This window comes from Aeromonas sp. A04, assembly GCF_047780465.1.
Classification (GTDB): domain Bacteria; phylum Pseudomonadota; class Gammaproteobacteria; order Enterobacterales; family Aeromonadaceae; genus Aeromonas; species Aeromonas bestiarum.
On sequence record NZ_JBLNHP010000002.1, the window covers coordinates 640493 to 660285 of the forward strand.

The 19793-nt window shown below is 61.6% G+C and carries 15 protein-coding genes and 3 tRNA genes; 14 read left to right on the forward strand and 4 right to left on the reverse strand.

All coding sequences use genetic code 11. The annotated features are described in order from the left end of the window. Positions 1-83: 83 nt before the first annotated feature. Complete coding sequence (dinG, locus tag ACM3N8_RS10660; protein ID WP_043137422.1) at positions 84-2156, reverse strand: ATP-dependent DNA helicase DinG; 2073 nt, start codon at positions 2154-2156, stop codon at positions 84-86. Between the two features lie 382 nt (positions 2157-2538). Here dinG and ACM3N8_RS10665 point away from each other — a divergent pair, with 382 nt between their 5' ends. From ACM3N8_RS10665 to ACM3N8_RS10675, 3 genes are all read left to right on the forward strand, one after another. After that, on the forward strand, positions 2539-3624 hold the full coding sequence (locus tag ACM3N8_RS10665) for a porin (protein WP_290064870.1): 1086 nt from the start codon (positions 2539-2541) through the stop codon (positions 3622-3624). A 232-nt stretch (positions 3625-3856) separates the two neighbouring features. Next, positions 3857-4798 (forward strand): hypothetical protein, encoded by a 942-nt coding sequence (locus ACM3N8_RS10670; protein ID WP_290064868.1) that lies wholly within the window; start codon positions 3857-3859, stop codon positions 4796-4798. 159 nt (positions 4799-4957) lie between these two features. Further along, a complete protein-coding gene (locus ACM3N8_RS10675; RefSeq protein WP_290064866.1) occupies positions 4958-6148 on the forward strand; it encodes an amino acid aminotransferase in 1191 nt (396 codons plus the stop codon). Positions 6149-6336: 188 nt separating this feature from the next. On the opposite strand, the gene ACM3N8_RS10680 is transcribed toward ACM3N8_RS10675, so the two are convergent. From ACM3N8_RS10680 to ACM3N8_RS10690, 3 genes are all read right to left on the reverse strand, one after another. After that, complete coding sequence (locus tag ACM3N8_RS10680; RefSeq protein ID WP_416016067.1) at positions 6337-7839, reverse strand: helicase HerA-like domain-containing protein; 1503 nt, start codon at positions 7837-7839, stop codon at positions 6337-6339. A 137-nt stretch (positions 7840-7976) separates the two neighbouring features. Further along, complete coding sequence (locus ACM3N8_RS10685; protein WP_098983574.1) at positions 7977-8471, reverse strand: DUF2062 domain-containing protein; 495 nt, start codon at positions 8469-8471, stop codon at positions 7977-7979. Next, positions 8465-8983, reverse strand: coding sequence for a DUF2062 domain-containing protein (locus tag ACM3N8_RS10690; RefSeq protein WP_043137408.1), 519 nt, complete (start codon positions 8981-8983; stop codon positions 8465-8467). Before ACM3N8_RS10690 ends, ACM3N8_RS10685 begins: the two co-directional genes overlap by 7 nt. 27 nt (positions 8984-9010) lie before the next feature. On the opposite strand from ACM3N8_RS10690, the gene ACM3N8_RS10695 reads away from it, so the two are divergent. The 11 genes from ACM3N8_RS10695 to ACM3N8_RS10745 all read left to right on the forward strand — a co-directional run bounded on the left by ACM3N8_RS10695 (position 9011) and on the right by ACM3N8_RS10745 (position 19787). After that, the gene (locus tag ACM3N8_RS10695; RefSeq protein WP_416016068.1) at positions 9011-11278 is read left to right on the forward strand and encodes a DNA internalization-related competence protein ComEC/Rec2; all 2268 of its coding nucleotides are present in this window, start codon (positions 9011-9013) and stop codon (positions 11276-11278) included. Between the two features lie 191 nt (positions 11279-11469). Further along, positions 11470-13239 (forward strand): lipid A ABC transporter ATP-binding protein/permease MsbA, encoded by a 1770-nt coding sequence (gene msbA / locus ACM3N8_RS10700; protein ID WP_274453894.1) that lies wholly within the window; start codon positions 11470-11472, stop codon positions 13237-13239. Next, entirely contained in the window at positions 13239-14234 is a 996-nt protein-coding gene (gene lpxK / locus ACM3N8_RS10705) for a tetraacyldisaccharide 4'-kinase (protein ID WP_416016069.1), read from the forward strand. Before msbA ends, lpxK begins: the two co-directional genes overlap by 1 nt. Positions 14235-14401: 167 nt before the next feature. Next, positions 14402-14590: a Trm112 family protein gene (locus tag ACM3N8_RS10710; protein WP_042036532.1), complete on the forward strand. Its 189-nt coding sequence runs from the start codon at positions 14402-14404 to the stop codon at positions 14588-14590. Further along, positions 14587-15348 (forward strand): 3-deoxy-manno-octulosonate cytidylyltransferase, encoded by a 762-nt coding sequence (kdsB, locus tag ACM3N8_RS10715; protein ID WP_098983579.1) that lies wholly within the window; start codon positions 14587-14589, stop codon positions 15346-15348. Before ACM3N8_RS10710 ends, kdsB begins: the two co-directional genes overlap by 4 nt. A gap of 212 nt (positions 15349-15560) precedes the next feature. Then, complete coding sequence (gene uvrY, locus ACM3N8_RS10720; RefSeq protein ID WP_011706579.1) at positions 15561-16205, forward strand: UvrY/SirA/GacA family response regulator transcription factor; 645 nt, start codon at positions 15561-15563, stop codon at positions 16203-16205. Between the two features lie 128 nt (positions 16206-16333). After that, complete coding sequence (gene uvrC / locus ACM3N8_RS10725) at positions 16334-18187, forward strand: excinuclease ABC subunit UvrC (protein WP_416016070.1); 1854 nt, start codon at positions 16334-16336, stop codon at positions 18185-18187. 549 nt (positions 18188-18736) lie between these two features. Further along, positions 18737-19291 carry a CDP-diacylglycerol--glycerol-3-phosphate 3-phosphatidyltransferase gene (gene pgsA, locus ACM3N8_RS10730; RefSeq protein WP_042036538.1) on the forward strand — a complete coding sequence of 185 codons (555 nt, stop codon included), beginning with the start codon at positions 18737-18739 and terminating at the stop codon, positions 19289-19291. A gap of 183 nt (positions 19292-19474) precedes the next feature. Then, a tRNA-Gly gene (locus ACM3N8_RS10735) sits at positions 19475-19550 on the forward strand. 35 nt (positions 19551-19585) lie between these two features. Then, positions 19586-19659 (forward strand) — tRNA-Cys (locus tag ACM3N8_RS10740). A 41-nt stretch (positions 19660-19700) separates the two neighbouring features. Beyond that, positions 19701-19787, forward strand: a tRNA-Leu gene (locus ACM3N8_RS10745). The last annotated feature ends 6 nt before the right edge of the window (positions 19788-19793 follow it).

A 19793-nucleotide genomic window follows, 5' to 3' on the forward strand; every position in this document is an offset into this window, starting at 1 on the left:
CGCCATGGATTGGCCCGGTTGCCCATCTTTCTATCAAAAGCGGTATGTGCCAGTCGGCCCTGCTCCCACCGGGTGTCAGGACCCTATTCAATCCGGCGGCTGAACGGTGGCAGCGCATCGAGTAGCCCCTTGCCGTAGCGCTTGGTCAGCAGGCGTCGGTCGAGTATGGTGACCCGGCCCCTGTCCGCCTCCTTGCGAATGAGGCGGCCGCAGGCCTGAATCAGCTTGCGGGAGGCTTCCGGCACCGTCAGCTGCAGGAAGGGGTTGCCGCCCCGTTTCTCGACCCACTCGGCGGTGGCTTCTTCCACCGGCGAGTTGGGTACCGCAAAGGGCAGCTTGGTGATCACCAGGTTGGTGAGGTAGTGGCCGGGCAGGTCCAGCCCCTCCGAGAAGCTGCCGGTGCCAAACAGTATGCTGGCCTGGCCGCCGTCGCACTTTTGCTTGTGCAGGGTGAGCAGGGCATTGCGGGAGGCTTCTCCCTGTACCAGCAAGGAGAGCCCCTTGGCTCGCAGCCCCACCGCCACCTCGTTCATCTGCCGGTAGGAGGAGAAGAGCACCAGGCTTGCCTCCTTGCCGGCCAGCAGGCGGGGCAGGGCGCTGATGAGTTCCTGGGTGAAGGCGGGGGAGCTGGGTTCATGTTCCATCCTGGGCAGATAGAGCTCGGCTTTCTGGTAATCAAACGGGGATCTCAGACGCAGATAACGGGTGCCGTCGTGCTCTTTCAGCCCTACCTGATGGCGAAAATAGCTGAATGAAGAGAGAGCCGTGAGGGTGGCCGACACCAGCACGGCGCCCAGACAGCGGGACCAGAGCCACTCCTCCAGCAGATACCCCACTTCGATGGGGGAGGCGTGCAACCAGATGTCGCCGTCGTCGCTCTTGGCCATCCAGCGGGCGAGCGGTGTCTTGCCCTCGGGCACATGGCGCCCCAGCATCTCCCACAGGGCGCAGAAACTCTCCAGCCGCTGCAGGTGAAAACCGGTTTCCGCCAGCAGGGGCTCGGCCTCCTTGCGCCGGATCTCGCCATCTTTGAGCGCCTCGCCGATGGCGCCCTGCATTCGATCCAGTGCCCGCAGCGCCTTCTTGCTCGCCTCCTTCAGGTTTTCCGCCAGCATGGGCAGGGGATCTGGCAGCACACCTTCGGTGAATCGATAGTGTGCCTCGCCATTGAACAGCCGGTCGTTGGCGCCGAGCCACTGCTCCAGTGCCTTGAGATCCGGTTGCAGGGAAGCCAGCGCATCCTGCAGCTTCAACTGGGGGTCGAGCAAGCTGTCCTTGTTCAGCGTCCTGGCCAGCTTGCCAGCACTCTGTACCAGCTTCTCCAGCCAGCGACGGGAGCCCTTGACGCTGGCCGAGGCGGCGCCGTGATCCCGGGCTATGGTGGGCAGGTGATGGGCCTCGTCCAGCACATAGAGGCACTCGTCGGGGGGCGGCAATATGATGCCTCCGCCCATGGTGAGATCGGAGAGCAGCAGGGCATGGTTCACCACCAGCACGTCGGCGGCATCCATGTCGTTGCGGGCGCGGTGGAAGGGACAGTGCTGATGATGGCTCAGCGCCTTGTTGCAGGTGTGGCGGTCGGCGGCGATGCGATCCCAGCACAGGTCCGGGATGGGCTTGGGCCAGTTGTCCCGGTCGCCATCCCATTTTCCGTCCGTATAAGCCTGCCACAGCGCCTGATAGCGCTCCTTGTCAGAATCTGACGGCTTGTGCTTGCTTAAGCTACCGAAATCGAGCTCGAAGTTGGCCATCTCGGTGCCGCTTGCCGCTTGTTCAAGCAGGTGTTCGCAGCAGTAGCGCTGGCGCCCCTTGACCAGCATGAAACGAAACGGCAGCTCACTGTGACGGTGATAAAAGGGCAGGTCCTTGTGGATCAGCTGCTCCTGCAACGCGACGGTAGCGGTGGAGATTACCAGCTTCTTCTGGGTCAGGCGTGCCACCGGGATGGCGCCCTGGGCATAGGAGAGGGATTTGCCGATGCCGGTGCCGGCTTCGGCCACCAAGATGCGACGCTGCTTGTCATACTCTCCGGTCAGGGTCTTGGCTATCTCCGCCACCAGAAAATTCTGCTCTTTGCGCGGCACAAAACCGGGTAAACCATCGGCGATTTGGCGATAGGTATTGCGAATGGCGGCTTTGAGGCGGGTAGACAGCATGAAAGAAAAGACCGTTGCGGGGGGTGGAGAAGGACAGGATACCCGTAACTGCCAACCCGGGTCGAGGCATGGTGCAACGCACAGATCAGACCTCTTCTTCTATTTATAAGGCGGGCCCTCGTTACTGTGCGATAAATCACCAGCATGGGCCGCTAAAGCCAGCCATTATCGCTGTAAACGTTTTCCCAAGAGGTGCAAACAATGTGGGATTCAGGTCACAAATTTTCCGCTATGACTATGCTTTTCGTAAAAAGTTCCAAGTTTTTTCATTGCGGATTGGAAAACCCGGTGCTAGTCTCGGGCCCCATAGTGATGCAAAGAACATCGCTAACACAGGGAATAACAACAACTTAGTGTTTAATTACAGTAGGCATTGGAAACTATGAAAAAGACAATTCTGGCTATTGCTATCCCGGCTCTGTTTGCATCCGCCGCTAACGCTGCAGTGATCTATGACAAAGACGGTACCACTTTTGACGTATACGGCCGTGTTCAGGCTAACTACTACGGTGAGCACGATGACACCGATGGTGAGCTTGTCGGTGCCTCCCGTCTGGGCTGGTCCGGTAAAATTGCGCTGAACAACACCTGGTCCGGTATCGCCAAGACCGAGTGGCAAGTTTCTGCTGAAAATAGCGACAACAAAGTTCGCGATGTTCTTGATGCTAATGGTAACAAGATTGGCACCGTTGAAGATTCCGGTGGCAAATTCCAAGCTCGTCACGTCTATGTTGGCTTCGATGGTTCCCAGTACGGCAAAATCATCTTCGGTCAGACCGATACCGCCTTCTACGATGTGCTGGAACCGACCGATATCTTCAACGAATGGGGTGACGTAGGTAACTTCTACGACGGTCGTCAAGAAGGCCAGGTCATCTACTCCAACACCTATGGTGGTTTCAAAGGCAAGCTGTCCTATCAAACCAACGATGACCAGGCTGTAAAAGTCACTGACGTTGGTGGCTCTATCAAAGAAGCCGTATTTACTGATGTTAAGCGTAAAAATGCTTACGCCGCTGCTGCCGGTTATGACTTCGACTTCGGTCTGGGCCTGAACGCTGGTTACGCTTACTCCGACCTGGAAGGCAAAACCACAGACGCGAGCGGTGAGAAGTCCGAGTGGGCACTGGGTGCACACTATGCCATCAACGGTTTCTACTTTGCCGGTATGTACACCCAGGGTGACGTGAAGAACGACACATCTGGCCGTAAGGACAAGGGTCGCGGTTACGAACTGGCTGCTTCCTACAACGTTGATGCCTGGACCTTCCTGGCTGGCTACAACTTCACCGAAGCTAAGCAGAACTCCAACCTGAGTGGCACTTCCTACAAAGACACTCTGGACGAAACCCTGCTGGGTGTTCAGTACAGCTTCACTTCCAAGCTGAAAGCCTATACCGAGTACAAAATCCAGAATATCGATGACAAGGACGACGAGTGGACTGTCGCCCTGCAATACAACTTCTAATCCAGCCTCTGCGCTGATTTAGTTGGTAAACGGCCAAGCTTGCTTGGCCGTTTTGTTTTATCTGTCGTCTGTCATTTTATTGCCCGCTTTCACCTGCGTTAATTACTTCCCCTTGGCCTCTTTGACCTGCGCCAGCTCACGTTGTCTCTTTTTTGTCCTTGGCTCCCGGCCGCTGAATCGCTAGATTATTTGACTCGTTGAAGGACGCTCGACAAACAGGGAAGGACGACGCTTGATTGACTTCAGTCACCCGCAATGGCGGGAACTGGCCCGCCAGCTACTGGATCACTCCCCCCTGGTGATCCGGGCTCGCCAGTATCTGCCGCTGGTAGGCCTGCTCAAGGACAACCAGTTGCTGCTCGCCCTTGGCAATCACAGCTATGAACTGACCCCTGCCGGGCGGCGCTATCTGACCCGCGAGTTGACGCTGGCCGAAATTGCCACTGCGCCGCCAACCCCCGAGGAGTGGCTGCAGGCCCATGGCTGGCAGCTTGGTGAGCGAGTCAATGAGCGAGTACTGGCGGCGCTCTATCGCAAACCGGAGGCGACCTTCAGCCCCAACGAGCAGATCGATTTCGAGGACAAGGGCATTCGGCTCTGCGCCGATCAGCTGCTGCGCTTGCGTGCGCCGCAACCCTTCAGCCTGTTTTTCAGCGGCGGCACCCTGCTCGATGCGGCCCCCTGGTTGCAGGCACTGGGGGAGCTTGCCTTGCCTGAGCGTACCCTGGCCGGGCTTGGCAAGATCCTGTGGGGAGAGGGGAATATCGAGCGGGTGATCACCACCGACAGCGTCGGTGCCTTTGCCGAGCTGGCGCTCTGTGCCGGCTCCCTGCTGGTATGGGCGCCCACGACGGCGCAAGTCGCCTTGCAACAGGTCGTGGCCGCTCTGCCGCCCAATGTACAGTGGAGCCACCTCATCTCACTCGATCCCGCCGGTGTGGATCGGACACTGGCGCTGGCTCAGCGACTGGGCCGTCCGGCCAGCTGGTGGCTGCCAACCGCCCTCTCTCCCATAGTGTCGGCCTATGCCCAGCCGTTGGGTGATGGCCGTCCCTGGGAGACGAGTCGGATCCCCAAACCATTGTTAGCAGTTTGTAGCGGTTTGGTTGAGTCCAATGGTGGCTTGTCCGCCGAGGTGTGCGCGCTGGCGCCAGAGTGGCATGCGGTCGGTTGATATTGCCGCAGATGTCGTTGAGAAAGCGGTTTTCCCCCATTGAGCGCGATGATATAAAGAGTTGACGAAGCGCTCGCCAAACGGGCGCTTTCGTGTGTCACAGACGGTTTGCCGACACGCTTTGCCACCCAACGAACTCAACGGAATACAGGGAATACCATGTTTGAAAAGGTTGTTGCCGCCCCAGCGGATCCGATCCTGGGCCTGACCGAAGCCTTCCGCGCTGACTCTCGCAGCCACAAGATCAATCTGGGGGTCGGGATCTACAAGGATGAGACCGGTGCCACCCCTATCCTTCACTGCGTCAAGAAAGCCGAGCAGAAGCTGCTCACCGACGAGAAGACCAAGAATTACCTCGGTATCGAAGGCAATATCGAATACGGCCGCATAGTGCAGCAACTGCTGTTCGGACAGGCCTCCGCCTTGATCGCCAGCGGCCGTGCCAAGACAGCCCAGGCGCCGGGTGGTACGGGTGCCCTGCGCATCGCCGCCGAGTTCGTGGTGCGCAACGGGCTGGCCAAGACCATCTGGATTTCCGATCCCACCTGGGCCAACCACGTCAGCGTGTTCCAGGCTGCGGGCCTGACCGTCAAGTGGTACAAGTACTACGACGCCGCCACCAAGGGGCTCGACTTTGCCGCCATGCAGGCGTCGCTCAGTGACGTACAGGCCGGTGAGCTGGTGTTGCTGCACGGCTGCTGCCACAACCCGACCGGTATCGATCCGACGACCGAGCAGTGGCGCGCCCTGGCCAAACAGAGTGCCGCCGCCGGCTGGCTGCCGCTGTTTGACTTTGCCTATCAGGGTTTTGCCCGTGGTATCGAAGAGGATGCCGAAGGTCTGCGCATCTTCGCCGAGTGCCACGACGAGCTGCTGGTGGCGAGCTCTTTTTCCAAGAACTTCGGCCTCTACAACGAACGGGTCGGCGCCTTCACCCTGGTCAGCGCGACCAAGGCGATCGCCGACGTGGCCTTCACCCAGGTCAAGACCGTCATCCGAGCCAACTACTCCAACCCGCCGTCACACGGCGCAGCCGTGGTGACCACCATCGTCAGTGACCCGGCCCTTTATGCCGAGTGGGTGGAAGAGGTGGCGGCCATGCGGGTGCGCATTCGCGAGATGCGCGAGCTGCTGGTGGAGAAGTTGTCTGCCCTCGGTGTGAGCCAGGACTTCAGCTTCATCCGCGAACAGAACGGCATGTTCTCCTTCTCCGGTCTCTCCAAGGATCAGGTTGAGCGCCTCAAGAGCGAGTTTGCCATCTACATCGTCGGTTCAGGCCGGATCAGCGTGGCCGGGATCACCCGCGCCAACATAGATCCCCTGTGCGACGCCATCGCCAAGGTGCTGTAACAGAGGCGAACAGGCTGCACTTGACATCACCCGCGTCAGATAGCATTGATCCTCTGTATGACGCCATCGCCAAGGTGCTGTGATGCTTCAGCCGTGATGGCTGAGTGTTTGCGTAGGTGATGTTGCCTGAGCAGTAAAAAGCCCGCCGGGGAGACCCGGCGGGCTTTTTCGTTCCTGCTGTTTTCACCTCAGCGGCGTCGCTTGTTGCCCCCCAGCAGGGAGCCGAGTACCCCGCGTACCAGCTGGCGCCCCACCTCGCTGCCTATGGTGCGAGCCACGCTCCTGGCGGCGGTCTGCACCACGCCGTCGTGCTGGCCACCGCGCGGGCCTGTGCGGCCAAACAGGATGCCATTGAGGGCATCGAGCAGACCGCCTTCGGTGTCGGTCTTGGTTTCGCCATCCGCTGTGGCGGCAGCCTTGCTGCCATTGAGCCGCTCGAAGGCGGAATCCCGGTCCTCGGTCTTTTCATATCGGCCGTAGAGCAGGGAGCCCCGGATCAGGGCCAGCCGCTCGGCCTCGCTCAAGGGCCCGATGCGGCTGGCGGGCGCTGCTATGAAGGCGCGCTCCACCACGTTCGGGCGCCCCTTCTCATCGAGCAATGAGACCAGGGCCTCGCCCACCCCCAGTTCGGTAATGGCGCCGGCCGCCTCGAAGGCCGGGTTGGCGCGCAGTGTGTTGGCGGCGATCCGTACCGCTTTTTGATCGCTCGGGGTGAAGGCGCGCAGCGCGTGCTGCACCCGGTTGCCGAGCTGCCCCAGCACGCTGTCGGGAATATCGGCCGGGCTCTGGGTCACGAAGTAGACGCCGACCCCTTTCGAGCGGATGAGGCGCACCACCAGCTCTATCTTCTCCAGCAGCGCCCTGGGGGCATCGTTGAACAACAGATGAGCCTCGTCGAAGAAGAACACCAGTACCGGCTTGTCCGGGTCGCCCACCTCGGGCAGTTGTTCGAACAGCTCAGACAACAGCCAGAGCAGGAAGCAGGCATAGAGCCGGCTGGACTGGGTCAGCTTGCTCGCCGCCAGCACATTGATGTGGCCGTGACCGGCTTCGTCGGTCTGCAACAGATCCTGAATGTCCAGCATGGGCTCGCCGAAGAAGTGATCGCCCCCCGCGCTCTCCAGAGTGAGCAGGTTGCGCAATATGGCGCCGATGGAGGCGGTCGACACATTGCCATAGCGGGTGGTCAGGGATTTGGCGTTCTCCCCGGCAAACTGCACCATGGCGCGCAGATCTTTGAGGTCGAGCAGCAGCAGGCCCTCATCGTCCGCCACCTTGAACACCAGCTCCAGCACCCCGCTCTGGGTGTCGTTGAGGCCGAGCAGCCGGGCCAGCAGCAGGGGGCCCATGTCGGAGACGGTGGCCCGCACCGGGTGCCCCTGCTCGGCAAACAGATCCCAGAACAGGGCGGGACTGGCGGCAAAGACGGGAGCCGGCATGGCGAGCTGGGCCAGACGGGCATCCAGCTTGCTGGATGGGGTGCCGGCGGCGCCCAGTCCACTCAAGTCCCCCTTCACATCCGCCAGAAAAACCGGTACCCCGAGGCGAGAGAAGCCCTCTGCCAGCACCTGCAGGGTGACGGTTTTACCCGTGCCTGTGGCGCCCGTGATGAGGCCGTGGCGATTGGCCATGGCGGGCAGCAGGGAGAGGGGTTGGCCATTGGCATAGGCCAGCGTCAGCGGTTCTGTCATGGTGGGCTCCTTGTCCTGGCAGGTGGCGCGCAGCAGTTAGCTACAAGGAGTGTGGCGGCAGAGCCAAATGATGGCAAGAGAGGGGATATGAGGGGCACCCTCTTGTCAGGACAAGGGCTGTCCTGACAAGAAGCCGGTCAGCGTGCGCGCGCCAGCTTGGCCAGTTGCAGCAGCAGCAGGGTGAGGAGGCCGCCGCAGGCGGCGGTCAGCACCGCCAGCAAGAGGCTGCCGAGCAGGAAGGGCGGTACCAGGGTTGCCGCCTCCTGTTCCAGCCAGTGCAGGGACCAGGTGAGATGAAACGGCTCCGGCGTCTTGTGCAGCACCAGACAGCCGGTGCGGTAGGCATAGAGATACATGAAGGGCAGCGTCACAGGGTTGTTGAACCAGACCGCCAGCAGGGCCAGCGGCAGGTTGAGACTGAAGGCCAGCGCCAGCGCGACGGCGATCAGCGAATGCATGGGGACCGGGATCCAGCAGGCGAAGAGGCCGGCTGCCACGGCGCCGCTCAGGGCCCGTGCTCCGCCCTGCCAGAGTGCGGGTGCCAGCAGGCGTTCACCAAACAGGGCGAACCACTTCTGTTGGCGCAAGGTGTCCGGATCTATCTTGAAACGGGCAAACCAGCGGCTCAGCATGCCCGCGCCTCCTTGCGCTTTTGCCACTGGCGTACCGTGCTGATGCGCCAGAAGGTGCGGATCAGGGCATAGCCGATCAGCGAGCTCAGCAGGGCGAGCACCAGGGAGCCCAGCAGCAGGGGCGGGGCCAGCGTCTCGAATACCGACACCAGCCAGGCCCAGGTGAACTCGATGTCGATGTGCTGGGAAGGTTGCCCAAGCAGCTGGCAGCCGGTCAGGTAGGCGCCGTAAAACAGGGGCGGCATGGTAAAGGGGTTGGAGAGCCAGACCAGGGCGACCGAGAGGGGCAGATTGACCCGACAGGCGATGGCGCCACCGGCCGCCAGCAGCATCTGGCAGGGGAGGGGGATCCAGGCCATGAAGAGGCCGACCGCGAACGCGCCGGCGGCGGAGCGCCGGTTGAGATGCCACAGATTGGCATCGAGCAGCAGCTTGCCGAACAGCCGCAAGTGCTTGTGTTCCTTGAGTCTCTCTTGATCAGGCATCCAGCGTTTTATGAGTCGTTTGGGCATATTGAAACCTTGCTAAATACTTGCACCATGGATCTGCGCTTGTTGTCGTTTGCCCTGGGGGCAAGCTCCTCGCTACTCTGGCCATGGTTACCTTCATGGGAATGGGGGGGCCTGATGCTGCTGATCGCGTTCCCCCTTGCCTGTTGTCGCTGCTGGCGTCTGCTGTTTCTGCTGCTCGGCATCCTCTGGATGCAGGCCAGTCTGCAGTACCGGCTCGCCTGGCTGGATCAGCTGGAGGCACAGGCGAGCCACATCATAACCGCACGCTTGCAAAGTGCAGAGCCCGAGGGCGATAAATTTGTCCGGCTGCTGCTGCAGGTGGCGTCCCTCGATGGTCAGGCGCTGACCCCGGCGCCGCTGGTGCGGATCAATGCCTACCAGACCCTGCCCGCTCTGCCGGCGGGCAGCCAGGTGACGCTGGTGGTCTCTCTCAAACCGGCCCATGGGCTGGCCAACGAGGCGGGCATGGATGGACGGCGCCTGTTGCTGGGCAAGGGCATCACAGCCACCGGCAACCTGCGCCGTATCATGAAGACGCAGGCCGCCGCGCCGGGCTGGCGGGATCGCTGGCTGGATGAGGCTGCCGCCAGCTGGCAGGGGCTGACCCATGCTCCCCTGTTGTCGGCACTCACCTTTGGCGAGCAGAGCGGCATCACGGATGAGCAGTGGACGCTGTTTCGCGGCAGCGGGCTGACCCATATCATCGCCATCTCGGGTCAGCACATAGCGCTGGTGGCCGTGCTGGGCTGGTGGCTCGGGCGGTTGTTCGGGCTGCGCGGGGCCATACTGGTCGCCCTGCTGTTTGCCGCCGTCTACAGCTGGCTGGCAGGGTTTGCGGTGGCCACAGAGCGGGCGCTCATCATGGTGCTGGTGTGGAGCCTGCTGCGCTGGCGCCGGCGCGAGTGGCCTGCTTATCGCATCTGGCTGTGGGCCTTCGTAGCGCTGGTGTTGTGGGATCCCTTCGCCCTCTACTCGGCCGGCTTCTGGCTCTCGTTTCTGGCGGTGGCCCTGCTGCTGGCGGCGGGTTATCTTGAGGCCAAACCCGGTCTGGTGCGGCTGCAGGGCTTGCTGCTGCTCGGCTTGCTGCCGCTGCAACTGGCCTTGTTCGAGGGCATAGCACCGCTGGCGCTGCTGCTCAATCTGCTGGCGTTGCCGCTGTTTTGCATCGGGATCATTCCGCTGGCGCTGATCGGCGTCCTGCTGGCGCCGCTCTGGGGCTGGCTGGCCCACGGTTTGTTCTGGCTGGCGGATCTGGGGTTGCAGTGGGTGTTGTGGGGGCTGACGCAGCTGGCCAGCCAGTGGCAGCTCTGGTGGCCCGTGCCGGGCTGGGTGGTGCCGGTCAGCGCAGTGCTGACCCTGCTCTGGTGCGCCTGGCACGTGCCGGGGGCTCGCCCGCTATGTATACCCGTGGTCGCGGCCCTCTTGCTTGCCGCCTGGCCTATGCCAACGCGCTGGCAAGTGAGGGTGCTGGATGTGGGACAGGGTTTGTCCGTGCTGATCACCCGAGGGGAGCGTGGCATCCTCTACGATACCGGCGATCGTTATCCCGGCGGCTACAACATGGCGGATGCCGCCATCCTGCCACTGCTCAACCGGCTCGATGTGCAGGTGCTGGATTATCTCGTCATCAGCCACAAGGACAGGGATCACGCCGGCAATCGCCGGGCCATATTGCGGGCGCTGCCGGTGCGTCATGAGCTCTCCTCGTTTGCGTTTGGCAAGCTCACCACCCTGTGCCGGCGTGGCCAGCGCTGGCGCTGGCAGGGGCTCGACTTTGCCGTGCTCTGGCCCGAACAACCTGGGCGCGGCCACAACAACGACGGCTGCGTGCTGCAGATAAGCGACGGCAACCGGCGCATTCTGCTCAGCGCGGACATAGAGCAGGAGACGGAACGCCGCCTGCTGGCGCTGGATCGGGGCGAGTTGGCCAGCACCCTGCTGGTGAGCCCTCATCATGGCAGTCGCACCTCGTCCACCCCGGCTTTCGTCGCGGCTGTGAATGCACGGTATGTGGTGCACAGTGCGGGATTTATTAATCAGTGGGGCTTTCCTCGTCCCGAGGTGGTGGCCCGCTATCGGCAGGCCAGCCAGTGGGTCACCGGGCTGGATGGCGCCATCCTGATTGAACCCCGGGCTGACGGGTTCGGCATCCGCGCCGAACGCGACCATGGCCCCTGGTATCGCCGAGGCGGCGCCTGGTGGCGTCCTGCGGGCTGGCCCAGCTTGCCTTCTGCCATTTCCCGCCAGGATCCGCTGTGGCGAGGGGCTGCTGGCCCGGAGCCGGCCAGGAAATAATCCATCATCTCCTTCTGTCGAATGCCGGGTTTTGGCTATCAAGATGGCGGTGCTTGGTGGATGCGCAGGCGTTGGCTTGGGCATTAATCCGTCATTTCCGGTGCGGACTCTGGCTATCAAGATGGCGGCGCTTGGTGGATGCGCAAGCTTTGGCTAGAATACCCCGTCATTTCCCTTATTAACGGCTATTCATGCAACAAGAAACCTCACAAGACAGCTGGCCCGTCTTCAAGCGTCTGCTCGGTTATGTCCGGGATCGCAAGCTGGGTCTGGTCGGCGGCATCATAGGGATGCTGGGCTATGCCGCCGTGGATACCACCTTCGTCTACTCCATCAAGCCACTGATCGATCAGGGCCTCAATGGCAATGACAGCGGCGTGCTGAAATGGATGCCTTTCTTCGTACTCGGCATCGTTGCCCTGCGTGGCTGCGCCACCTTCCTCTCCAACTATTGCATGGCCTGGGTCGGCAACCATGTGGTGATGCGGCTGCAACAGCAGGTGTTCAGCCACCTGATGGCCATGCCCATGAGCTTCTTCGACCGCCAGAACACCGGCAACCTGCTGGCCAAGGTGACCTATGACGCCGGTCAGGTCTCCTCTGCCGCCAGCTCCACTCTGGTCTCGCTGGTGCGAGAAGGGGCGACAGTGATCGGTCTGCTCGGCCTGATGTTCTGGCACTCCTGGCAGTTGTCGGTGATCTTCTTGGTGGTGGGCCCTGTGGTGGGCATACTGATTGGCCTCATCAGCCGTCGTTTTCGCAAGATCAGCCGCCACATCCAGCAGGCGGTGGGCGACATCACTACCTCGACCGAGCAGATGCTCAAGGGTCATAAAGAGGTGCTGATGTTCGGTGGCCAGCAGGTCGAAGAGAAACGCTTCTTCCGCGTCAGCAACCACATGCGCCAGCAGACTATGAAGATGGTCGCCGCCGATGCCATCGGCAGCCCCATAGTGCAGATGGTGGCCTCGGTCGCCCTGGCTGTGTTCCTCTACGTGGCCACCATAGACTCGGTCAAGGCGACCCTGACCGCCGGTACCTTCACCGTCATGGTCACCTCCATGATGATGCTGCTCAAGCCGCTCAAAAGTCTGACCGACGTCAACAACCAGTTCCAGCGCGGCATCACCGCCTGTCAGAGCCTGTTCGGTCTGCTCGATTCCACCCCGGAAGAGGACAGCGGTACCCGTACCCTGGATCGTGCCCGTGGCGAGATCGAGTTTCGCAACGTCACCTTCACCTACCCGACCAAGGACACCCCTGCGCTGCACAACGTCAGCTTCAAGGTGGAAGCGGGTAAATCCGTGGCCCTGGTGGGGCGCTCCGGCTCCGGCAAGAGCACCATCGCCAGCCTGCTGACCCGTTTCTACGACGTGGAGCAGGGCGAGATCCTGCTGGATGGCGTCAATATTCGCGAGTACCGCCTGAGCGAGCTGCGCAAGCAGTACGCCCTGGTCTCCCAGCACGTGCACCTGTTCAACGACACTGTCGCCAGCAACATCGCCTATGCGGCGGAAGAGAAATACAGCCGGGAAGAGATCCAGCAGGCGGCCCGCATCGCCCATGCCGACGAGTTCGTCAGCAAGATGACCCAGGGGTACGATACCGTGGTCGGCGAGAACGGGGCTTCACTGTCCGGTGGTCAGCGTCAGCGCATCGCCATCGCCCGCGCCCTGCTGCGCGATGCCCCCGTGTTGCTGCTGGATGAGGCGACCTCGGCGCTCGATACCGAGTCCGAGCGTCACATCCAGGCTGCCATCGACGAACTGTGCAAGGCGCGCACCTCGCTGGTGATCGCCCACCGCCTCTCCACCATAGAGAAGGCGGACGAGATCCTGGTGATCGACGAGGGTCATATCGTCGAGCGCGGCAACCACGAAGCCTTGATGGCCAATCAGGGCACCTATGCCCAGTTGCGCGCCATCCAGTTCGGCAACGTAGCTGCGGGTAACAAGGGCTAATGCTGCAGCAACTCTGGTATGGGCAAAGCCGCTGGCGCTGTTTGCTGGCACCCTTTTCCCTGCTGTTTGCCATCATCAGCGGCGCCCGTCGCGTCGCCTATCGACGCGGCTGGTTCAGGGCCTATCGGGCCAGCCTGCCGGTGATCGTGGTGGGCAATATCTCGGTGGGTGGCAACGGCAAGACCCCGGTCGTGGTCTGGCTGGTGGAACAGCTGCAAGCCCGCGGGTTCAGGCCCGGAGTGGTGAGCCGCGGCTATGGCGGCAAGGCGCCCCATTATCCCTACCGGCTCGATGCCAATAGCGGCACGGCGCAGGCGGGTGACGAGCCCGTGCTCATCGCCCGTCGCTGCGGCTGCCCCGTGGTGGTCGCCCCGAAACGGGCCGATGCGGTGCGTCTGCTGGAGCAAGGTGGCGAGGTGAACATCATCATCACAGACGACGGTCTGCAGCACTATGGGCTGGCCCGCGACATCGAACTGGTGGTGGTGGACGGCGTGCGTCGTTTTGGCAACGCCTGCCTGCTGCCCATGGGGCCGCTGCGCGAGCCCGTGACCCGGCTCAAGCGGGTGGATGCCATCATCTGCAACGGCGGCACGCCAGCCCGAGGGGAGTACCCCATGGCGCTGGTGGCCGATGCGCCGCGCCGGGTGCGCGATGACATGCCCGCCAGCGAGCCCTTGCCCCGCAGCGTGGATGCCCTGGCCGGCATAGGCCATCCCCCCCGTTTCTTCGCCACCCTGACCAGCCTTGGTTATGAGCTGCAGCAGAGCGTCGGTTATGCGGATCATCAGGCGTTTGAGCGGGATGAACTGCTCGCCCGCTTCGGCGAACGGCCGTTGCTGATGACCGAAAAAGACGCGGTCAAGTGTCGGGGCTTTGCGCCGGATAACTGGTGGTATCTGCCGGTCAGTGCCGAGTTGCCTGCTTCCTTGCTCGACAGCCTGTTGCAGAAATTGCATCCGGCAAAAGCGCCCGCTTCCGACACTGAACACTGAAGAATGGCATGCCGGCTGGTCCGGCATCCTGGCCCGCTCGATAGAGTGGAAGGAGCCGCGATTTGGCTCCGGGTTTTAGAATATCAATGGCTCGACATCATAGCGTGCCCGGCATTTTGGCCCGCTCGAGATAGTCGCTTGCTCGACATCGTTGAAGGAGTTTCGTTTTGGCACTGGATATCAAATTGCTCGACATCATCGCCTGCCCGGTTTGCAAGGGGAAGCTGCACTACAACAAGGCCGTACACGAGCTGGTCTGCCGTTTCGACAAGCTGGCCTATCCGTTGGAGGAGGGGATCCCTGTGCTGCTGGAGAACCGCGCCCGTCACCTCAATAGCGACGAGATGCCGTCATGAGTTTCGTGGTGATCATTCCTGCCCGCTACGCCTCCACCCGCTTGCCGGGCAAGCCGCTGGCGGACATCCATGGCAAGCCCATGGTGCAGCACGTGGTGGAAAAGGCCCTGCAATCCGGCGCGGATCGGGTGATCGTCGCCACCGATGACGAGCGGGTACGCAGCGCGCTGGCCTCCTGTGCCGCGCTCGCGGGCTTTGAGGTGTGCATGACCTCGCAGGATCACCAGTCCGGCACCGAGCGTCTGGCGGAAGTGTGCCGTCACTACGGCTTTGCCAGCGATACCATCATCGTCAATGTGCAGGGGGATGAGCCGCTCATTCCGCCCGCCATCATACGTCAGGTGGCCGACAATCTGGCCGCGGCGACGGCGCCCATGGCCACCCTCTCAGTGCCCATTGTGGATGCGGAGGAGGCGTTCAACCCCAATGCGGTCAAGGTGGTGACCGACAAGGATGGCTACGCCCTCTACTTCAGCCGGGCCAGCATTCCCTGGGACAGGGATCGCTTTGCGAAGGGCCACGAACAGATTGGCGATCACTACCAGCGTCACATCGGCATCTACGCCTATCGTGCCGGTTTCATCCAGCGTTACGTGGACTGGGCGCCGAGCGTGCTGGAACAGGTCGAGGCCCTGGAGCAGCTGCGGGTGCTCTGGTACGGGGAGAAGATCCACGTGGCCCAGGCGCTGCAAGCGCCGCCGGTCGGGGTGGATACCCAGGCCGATCTGGACAAGGTGCGTGCGCTGCTGGCGAACTGATGCCAGCGCCACCGACATGACTCTGAACGGTGCCTGCGGGCGCCGTTTTTTGTGTTGAATCCTTGCATAATTATTTGATTACAAACGTCATTTATGAGCACTTTCAAACTTTTCCCGCCCATGGTTTGCCAAACCAGCGAGTTTGGTTATGATGCAAGACGCCGTGTTAACCCTAACTGGCATATAACGAGATAAAAAAACGGGGTGTTTGGGTGATAAATGTATTCCTGGTCGATGATCATGAGTTGGTGCGTACAGGGATAAGACGCATTTTGGAAGATGTCCGCGGGATCAAGGTGGTGGGCGAGGCGCAGAGCGGGGAAACCGCAGTCACTTTCTGTCGTCAGCACCATCCAGACGTGATCCTGATGGACATGAACATGCCGGGCATCGGCGGCCTGGAGGCGACCCGCAAGATACTGCGGATCCGGCCCGATGTGCGCATCATAGTGCTGACCATTCATTCAGAAAATCCGTTCCCCACCAAGGTGATGCAGGCGGGCGCCGCCGGTTATCTCACCAAGGGCGCCGCCCCGGACGAGATGATCCACGCCATTCGCCTGGTGCACTCGGGCCAGCGTTACATCTCCCCCGAGATCGCCCAGCAGATGGCGCTCAGCCAGTTTGCGTCGGCGGATGAAAATCCCTTCAAGTCCCTTTCCGAGCGCGAGTTGCAGATCATGATGATGATCACCAAGGGGCAGAAGGTGACCGACATCTCCGAGCAGTTGAACCTGAGCCCGAAGACGGTCAACAGCTACCGTTACCGCCTGTTCAGCAAGCTCAACATCAACGGCGATGTGGAGCTGACCCATCTGGCCATTCGCTATGGCATGCTGGACGCCGACACCTTGTAAGCGGGTGGCGGGAGTCAAAAAGGCGGCGGGTGCCGCCTTTTTGCATTTCGCCGGCCTGGCGCAGTATGCTCTCCCCGTTGATGCTGACTTCTATCGTTTTCGCCCCTTTGTGTTGAGCCGAGTAGCCGATGACCCTTTCTCCCGAGCCCCTTTTTGACAGCAAGGCCTTTCTGAGCGCCGTGACTCACCAGAGCGGCGTCTACCGCATGTATGACAGCGGCGGCACCGTCATCTATGTGGGCAAGGCCAAGGATCTTAAAAAACGGCTCTCCTCCTACTTTCGCACCAAGGTCGACAGCATCAAGACCCATACTCTGGTGCGCCAGATCGCCGATATCCAGGTGATGGTGACCCACACCGAGACAGAGGCGCTGATCCTCGAGCACAACCTCATCAAGCAGTACCAGCCGCGCTACAACGTGCTGCTGCGCGACGATAAATCCTACCCCTGGATCATCATCACAGGGCACCGGCATCCCCGCATCGGCGTCCATCGCGGCGCCCGCAAGGTGAAGGGGGAGTACTTCGGCCCTTACCCCTCCGGCGGCGCCGTGCGCGAGAGCCTGCACCTGATGCAGAAGATCTTCCCGGTGCGCCAGTGCGAGGATGCCGTCTATGCCAACCGTACCCGTCCCTGCCTGCTCTATCAGCTCAAGCGCTGCGCCGGCCCTTGCGTGGCGGGGCTGGTGAGCGAGGCAGAATATGCCCAGCAGGTGGAGCTGGCCAAGCTGTTTCTGGCGGGCAAGAACCAGCAGGTGATAGGGGAGCTGGTAGGCAAGATGGAGTCTGCCAGCGGCGATCTGCGCTTCGAGGATGCGGCCCGCTACCGGGATCAGATCCAGGCCCTGCGCCGGGTGACCGAGCAGCAGTCGGTGAGCGGCAATGTGCTCGATGAACTGGATGTGGTGGGGGTGGCATTCGAGCAAGGCGCCGCCTGCATCCATGTGCTCTTCATTCGCCAGGGCAAGGTGCTGGGTTCCCGCAGCTACTTCCCCAAGGTGCCTAGCGATACGCCGCTGGAGGAGGTGGTGCAATCCTTCCTGCTGCAGTTCTATCTGTCGGGGCAGGGGGGCAGGCAGATCCCGAGCGAGGTGCTGCTGGACGTGGCCCTCGAGGACGAGAGCGTGATTGCCGAGACCCTGAGCCAGACCGCAGGTTACAAGGTGCGGGTGGTGAGCCGTACTCGTAGTGAACGAGCGCGCTTTATCAAGCTCGCCTCCATCAATGCGCAAACGGCGCTGCGCTCGCGCCTCGCCCACAAGAGCACCACCCAGGCCCGCTTCAGCCAGCTGGAAGAGTTGCTGGAGCTGGAGCAGCCCATCGCCCGCATGGAGTGTTACGACATCTCCCACACCATGGGGGAGCGTACCGTGGCTTCCTGCGTGGTGTTCAACCGGGAGGGGCCACTCTCCTCGGAATACCGCCGTTTCAATATCGACGGCATCACGGGGGGGGATGACTACGCCGCCATGGAGCAGGTGCTGGAGCGGCGCTTTGGCAAGCTGCAGGAGCCGGACAAGGTGCCGGACGTGCTGTTTATCGACGGCGGCCTGGGTCAGCTGCGCCGCGCCGAGGAGATCCTGGCCCGTCAGCTGGAGTTCCTCGGTGGCAAATACCCGCTGCTGGTGGGCATCGCCAAGGGAGTGACCCGCAAGGCGGGGCTGGAGACCCTGATCCTGGGGGACAGCCACGAAGAGCTGCACTTGCCGGCAGATATGCCCGCTTTGCACCTTATTCAGCATATTCGCGACGAATCTCACCGTTTTGCCATCACGGGCCACCGGGCCCGCCGCGCCAAGGCCCGCACCACCAGTACCCTGGAGGACATTCCGGGAGTAGGGCCCAAGCGGCGTCAGGCCCTGCTCAAGTACCTGGGCGGCTTGCAGGAGGTGAAAAAGGCAGGGGTGGACGAGCTCGCCAAGGTGCCCGGCATCAGCCAGGAGCTGGCCCAGTCCATTCATGATGCCTTGCACTCGCTCTGAGCCGTCAGGGTACTGGGCATCAGCCCGGCGTGGCCCAGTTTGTTCCATTCACGATGCCCTGCGCTCGCTCTGAGGCGGCAGAGTGCTCGGCATCAGCCAGGCGCAGGTCTGATCCACGCCATTCACTATGCCCTGCATTCGATCTGAGGCGGCAGGGTGCTCGGCATCAGCCAGGCGCTGGTCTGACCCACACCATTAACGATGCCCTGCACTCGCTTTGAGCCGGCAGAGCGCTCGGCATCAGCCAGGCGCAGGTCTGATCCACGCCATTCACGATGCCTTGCATTCGATCTGAGCCAGGGGTCAGGGCTCGTCGCGCTCGGCATTCAACCCAGTCCATCCAGGATGCGTTGCATTCGCTCTGAATCGTGGCCGCAATCCCGCCTCTGGGTGCACAAGAGCCGTGACGCAGGGGGCCCGTAAATGCCATAATAGCCCGCATCCTGAGGTTGTTGATGGATTAATAGACCAAGGCGGGCGCCTGTCCGGTTGCATCCGTGATCGGCTTGGGGCTACCATGTAGCGGCATACAAGAAGTGGCTGAAAATAATGACAAATATTCCTAACCTGCTGACGTTTTTTCGGATCTTGCTTATCCCCGTCTTCGTCATCCTGTTCTATGTACCCTATCAGTGGTCCTATCTGGCGGCGGCCCTCGTCTTCATTCTGGCGGCCGCGACCGACTGGTTTGATGGCTACCTTGCCCGCAAGCTGAACCAGTCCACCGCCTTCGGCGCCTTCCTCGATCCAGTCGCCGACAAGATCATGGTGGCGGCGGCGCTGGTGGTCATAGTCGAACACTACAACACCATCTGGGTCACCATACCCGCCATGACCATGATTGGCCGCGAGATCATCATCTCCGCCCTGCGTGAATGGATGGCCGAGCTCGGCAAACGCTCCTCGGTGGCGGTCAGCTGGATTGGCAAGTGGAAGACCATGATCCAGATGGTGTCGCTCACCGGCCTCATCTGGCAGTACGACATCTGGATGGTATGGCTCGCCTACGTGCTGCTCTATGTCGCCACCGTGCTCACCTTCTGGTCCATGTTCCAGTACATGAAGGCCGCCTGGGGCGATCTGACCTACCACTCCCGCTTCTAGTGCCTGCCCTGGCATAAAGCATCGTTTCCCCGCCATTGGGGCAGGGAAACGATCATGAGTGGTAAAAGTGCAGGAAAAGGGTAAAAAACACTCGAACGATCAGGGTATTAAACATTTTTGGTTGACTGGGCGAGGAACATCGCTAGAATGCGTCCTCGTAGTCAGGCAGTCAGCCAGACCAATGCGGGAATAGCTCAGTTGGTAGAGCACGACCTTGCCAAGGTCGGGGTCGCGAGTTCGAGTCTCGTTTCCCGCTCCAAATTCAGACAATAGAGAGCCAACTCTCTTTTGCATGGCGCGTTAGCAAAGCGGTTATGCAGCGGATTGCAAATCCGTTTAGTCCGGTTCGACTCCGGAACGTGCCTCCATATTGACAAGCCCGCCGCGCGGACTTGATACCGATTGCGGTGCCCGAGTGGTGAAATCGGTAGACACAAGGGATTTAAAATCCCTCGACGTTCGCGTCGTGCCGGTTCGATTCCGGCCTCGGGCACCATTAAAA

Excerpts from the sequence above, each read along its gene's own strand:
- dinG (WP_043137422.1), bottom strand. The coding sequence starts at position 2,156 with ATGCTGTCTACCCGCCTCAAAGCCGCCATTCGCAATACCTATCGCCAA.
- ACM3N8_RS10665 (WP_290064870.1), top strand. The coding sequence starts at position 2,539 with ATGAAAAAGACAATTCTGGCTATTGCTATCCCGGCTCTGTTTGCATCC.
- ACM3N8_RS10675 (WP_290064866.1), top strand. The coding sequence starts at position 4,958 with ATGTTTGAAAAGGTTGTTGCCGCCCCAGCGGATCCGATCCTGGGCCTG.
- ACM3N8_RS10680 (WP_416016067.1), bottom strand. The coding sequence starts at position 7,839 with ATGACAGAACCGCTGACGCTGGCCTATGCCAATGGCCAACCCCTCTCC.
- ACM3N8_RS10685 (WP_098983574.1), bottom strand. The coding sequence starts at position 8,471 with ATGCTGAGCCGCTGGTTTGCCCGTTTCAAGATAGATCCGGACACCTTG.
- ACM3N8_RS10690 (WP_043137408.1), bottom strand. The coding sequence starts at position 8,983 with ATGCCCAAACGACTCATAAAACGCTGGATGCCTGATCAAGAGAGACTC.
- ACM3N8_RS10695 (WP_416016068.1), top strand. The coding sequence starts at position 9,011 with ATGGATCTGCGCTTGTTGTCGTTTGCCCTGGGGGCAAGCTCCTCGCTA.
- msbA (WP_274453894.1), top strand. The coding sequence starts at position 11,470 with ATGCAACAAGAAACCTCACAAGACAGCTGGCCCGTCTTCAAGCGTCTG.
- lpxK (WP_416016069.1), top strand. The coding sequence starts at position 13,239 with ATGCTGCAGCAACTCTGGTATGGGCAAAGCCGCTGGCGCTGTTTGCTG.
- kdsB (WP_098983579.1), top strand. The coding sequence starts at position 14,587 with ATGAGTTTCGTGGTGATCATTCCTGCCCGCTACGCCTCCACCCGCTTG.
- uvrC (WP_416016070.1), top strand. The coding sequence starts at position 16,334 with ATGACCCTTTCTCCCGAGCCCCTTTTTGACAGCAAGGCCTTTCTGAGC.
- pgsA (WP_042036538.1), top strand. The coding sequence starts at position 18,737 with ATGACAAATATTCCTAACCTGCTGACGTTTTTTCGGATCTTGCTTATC.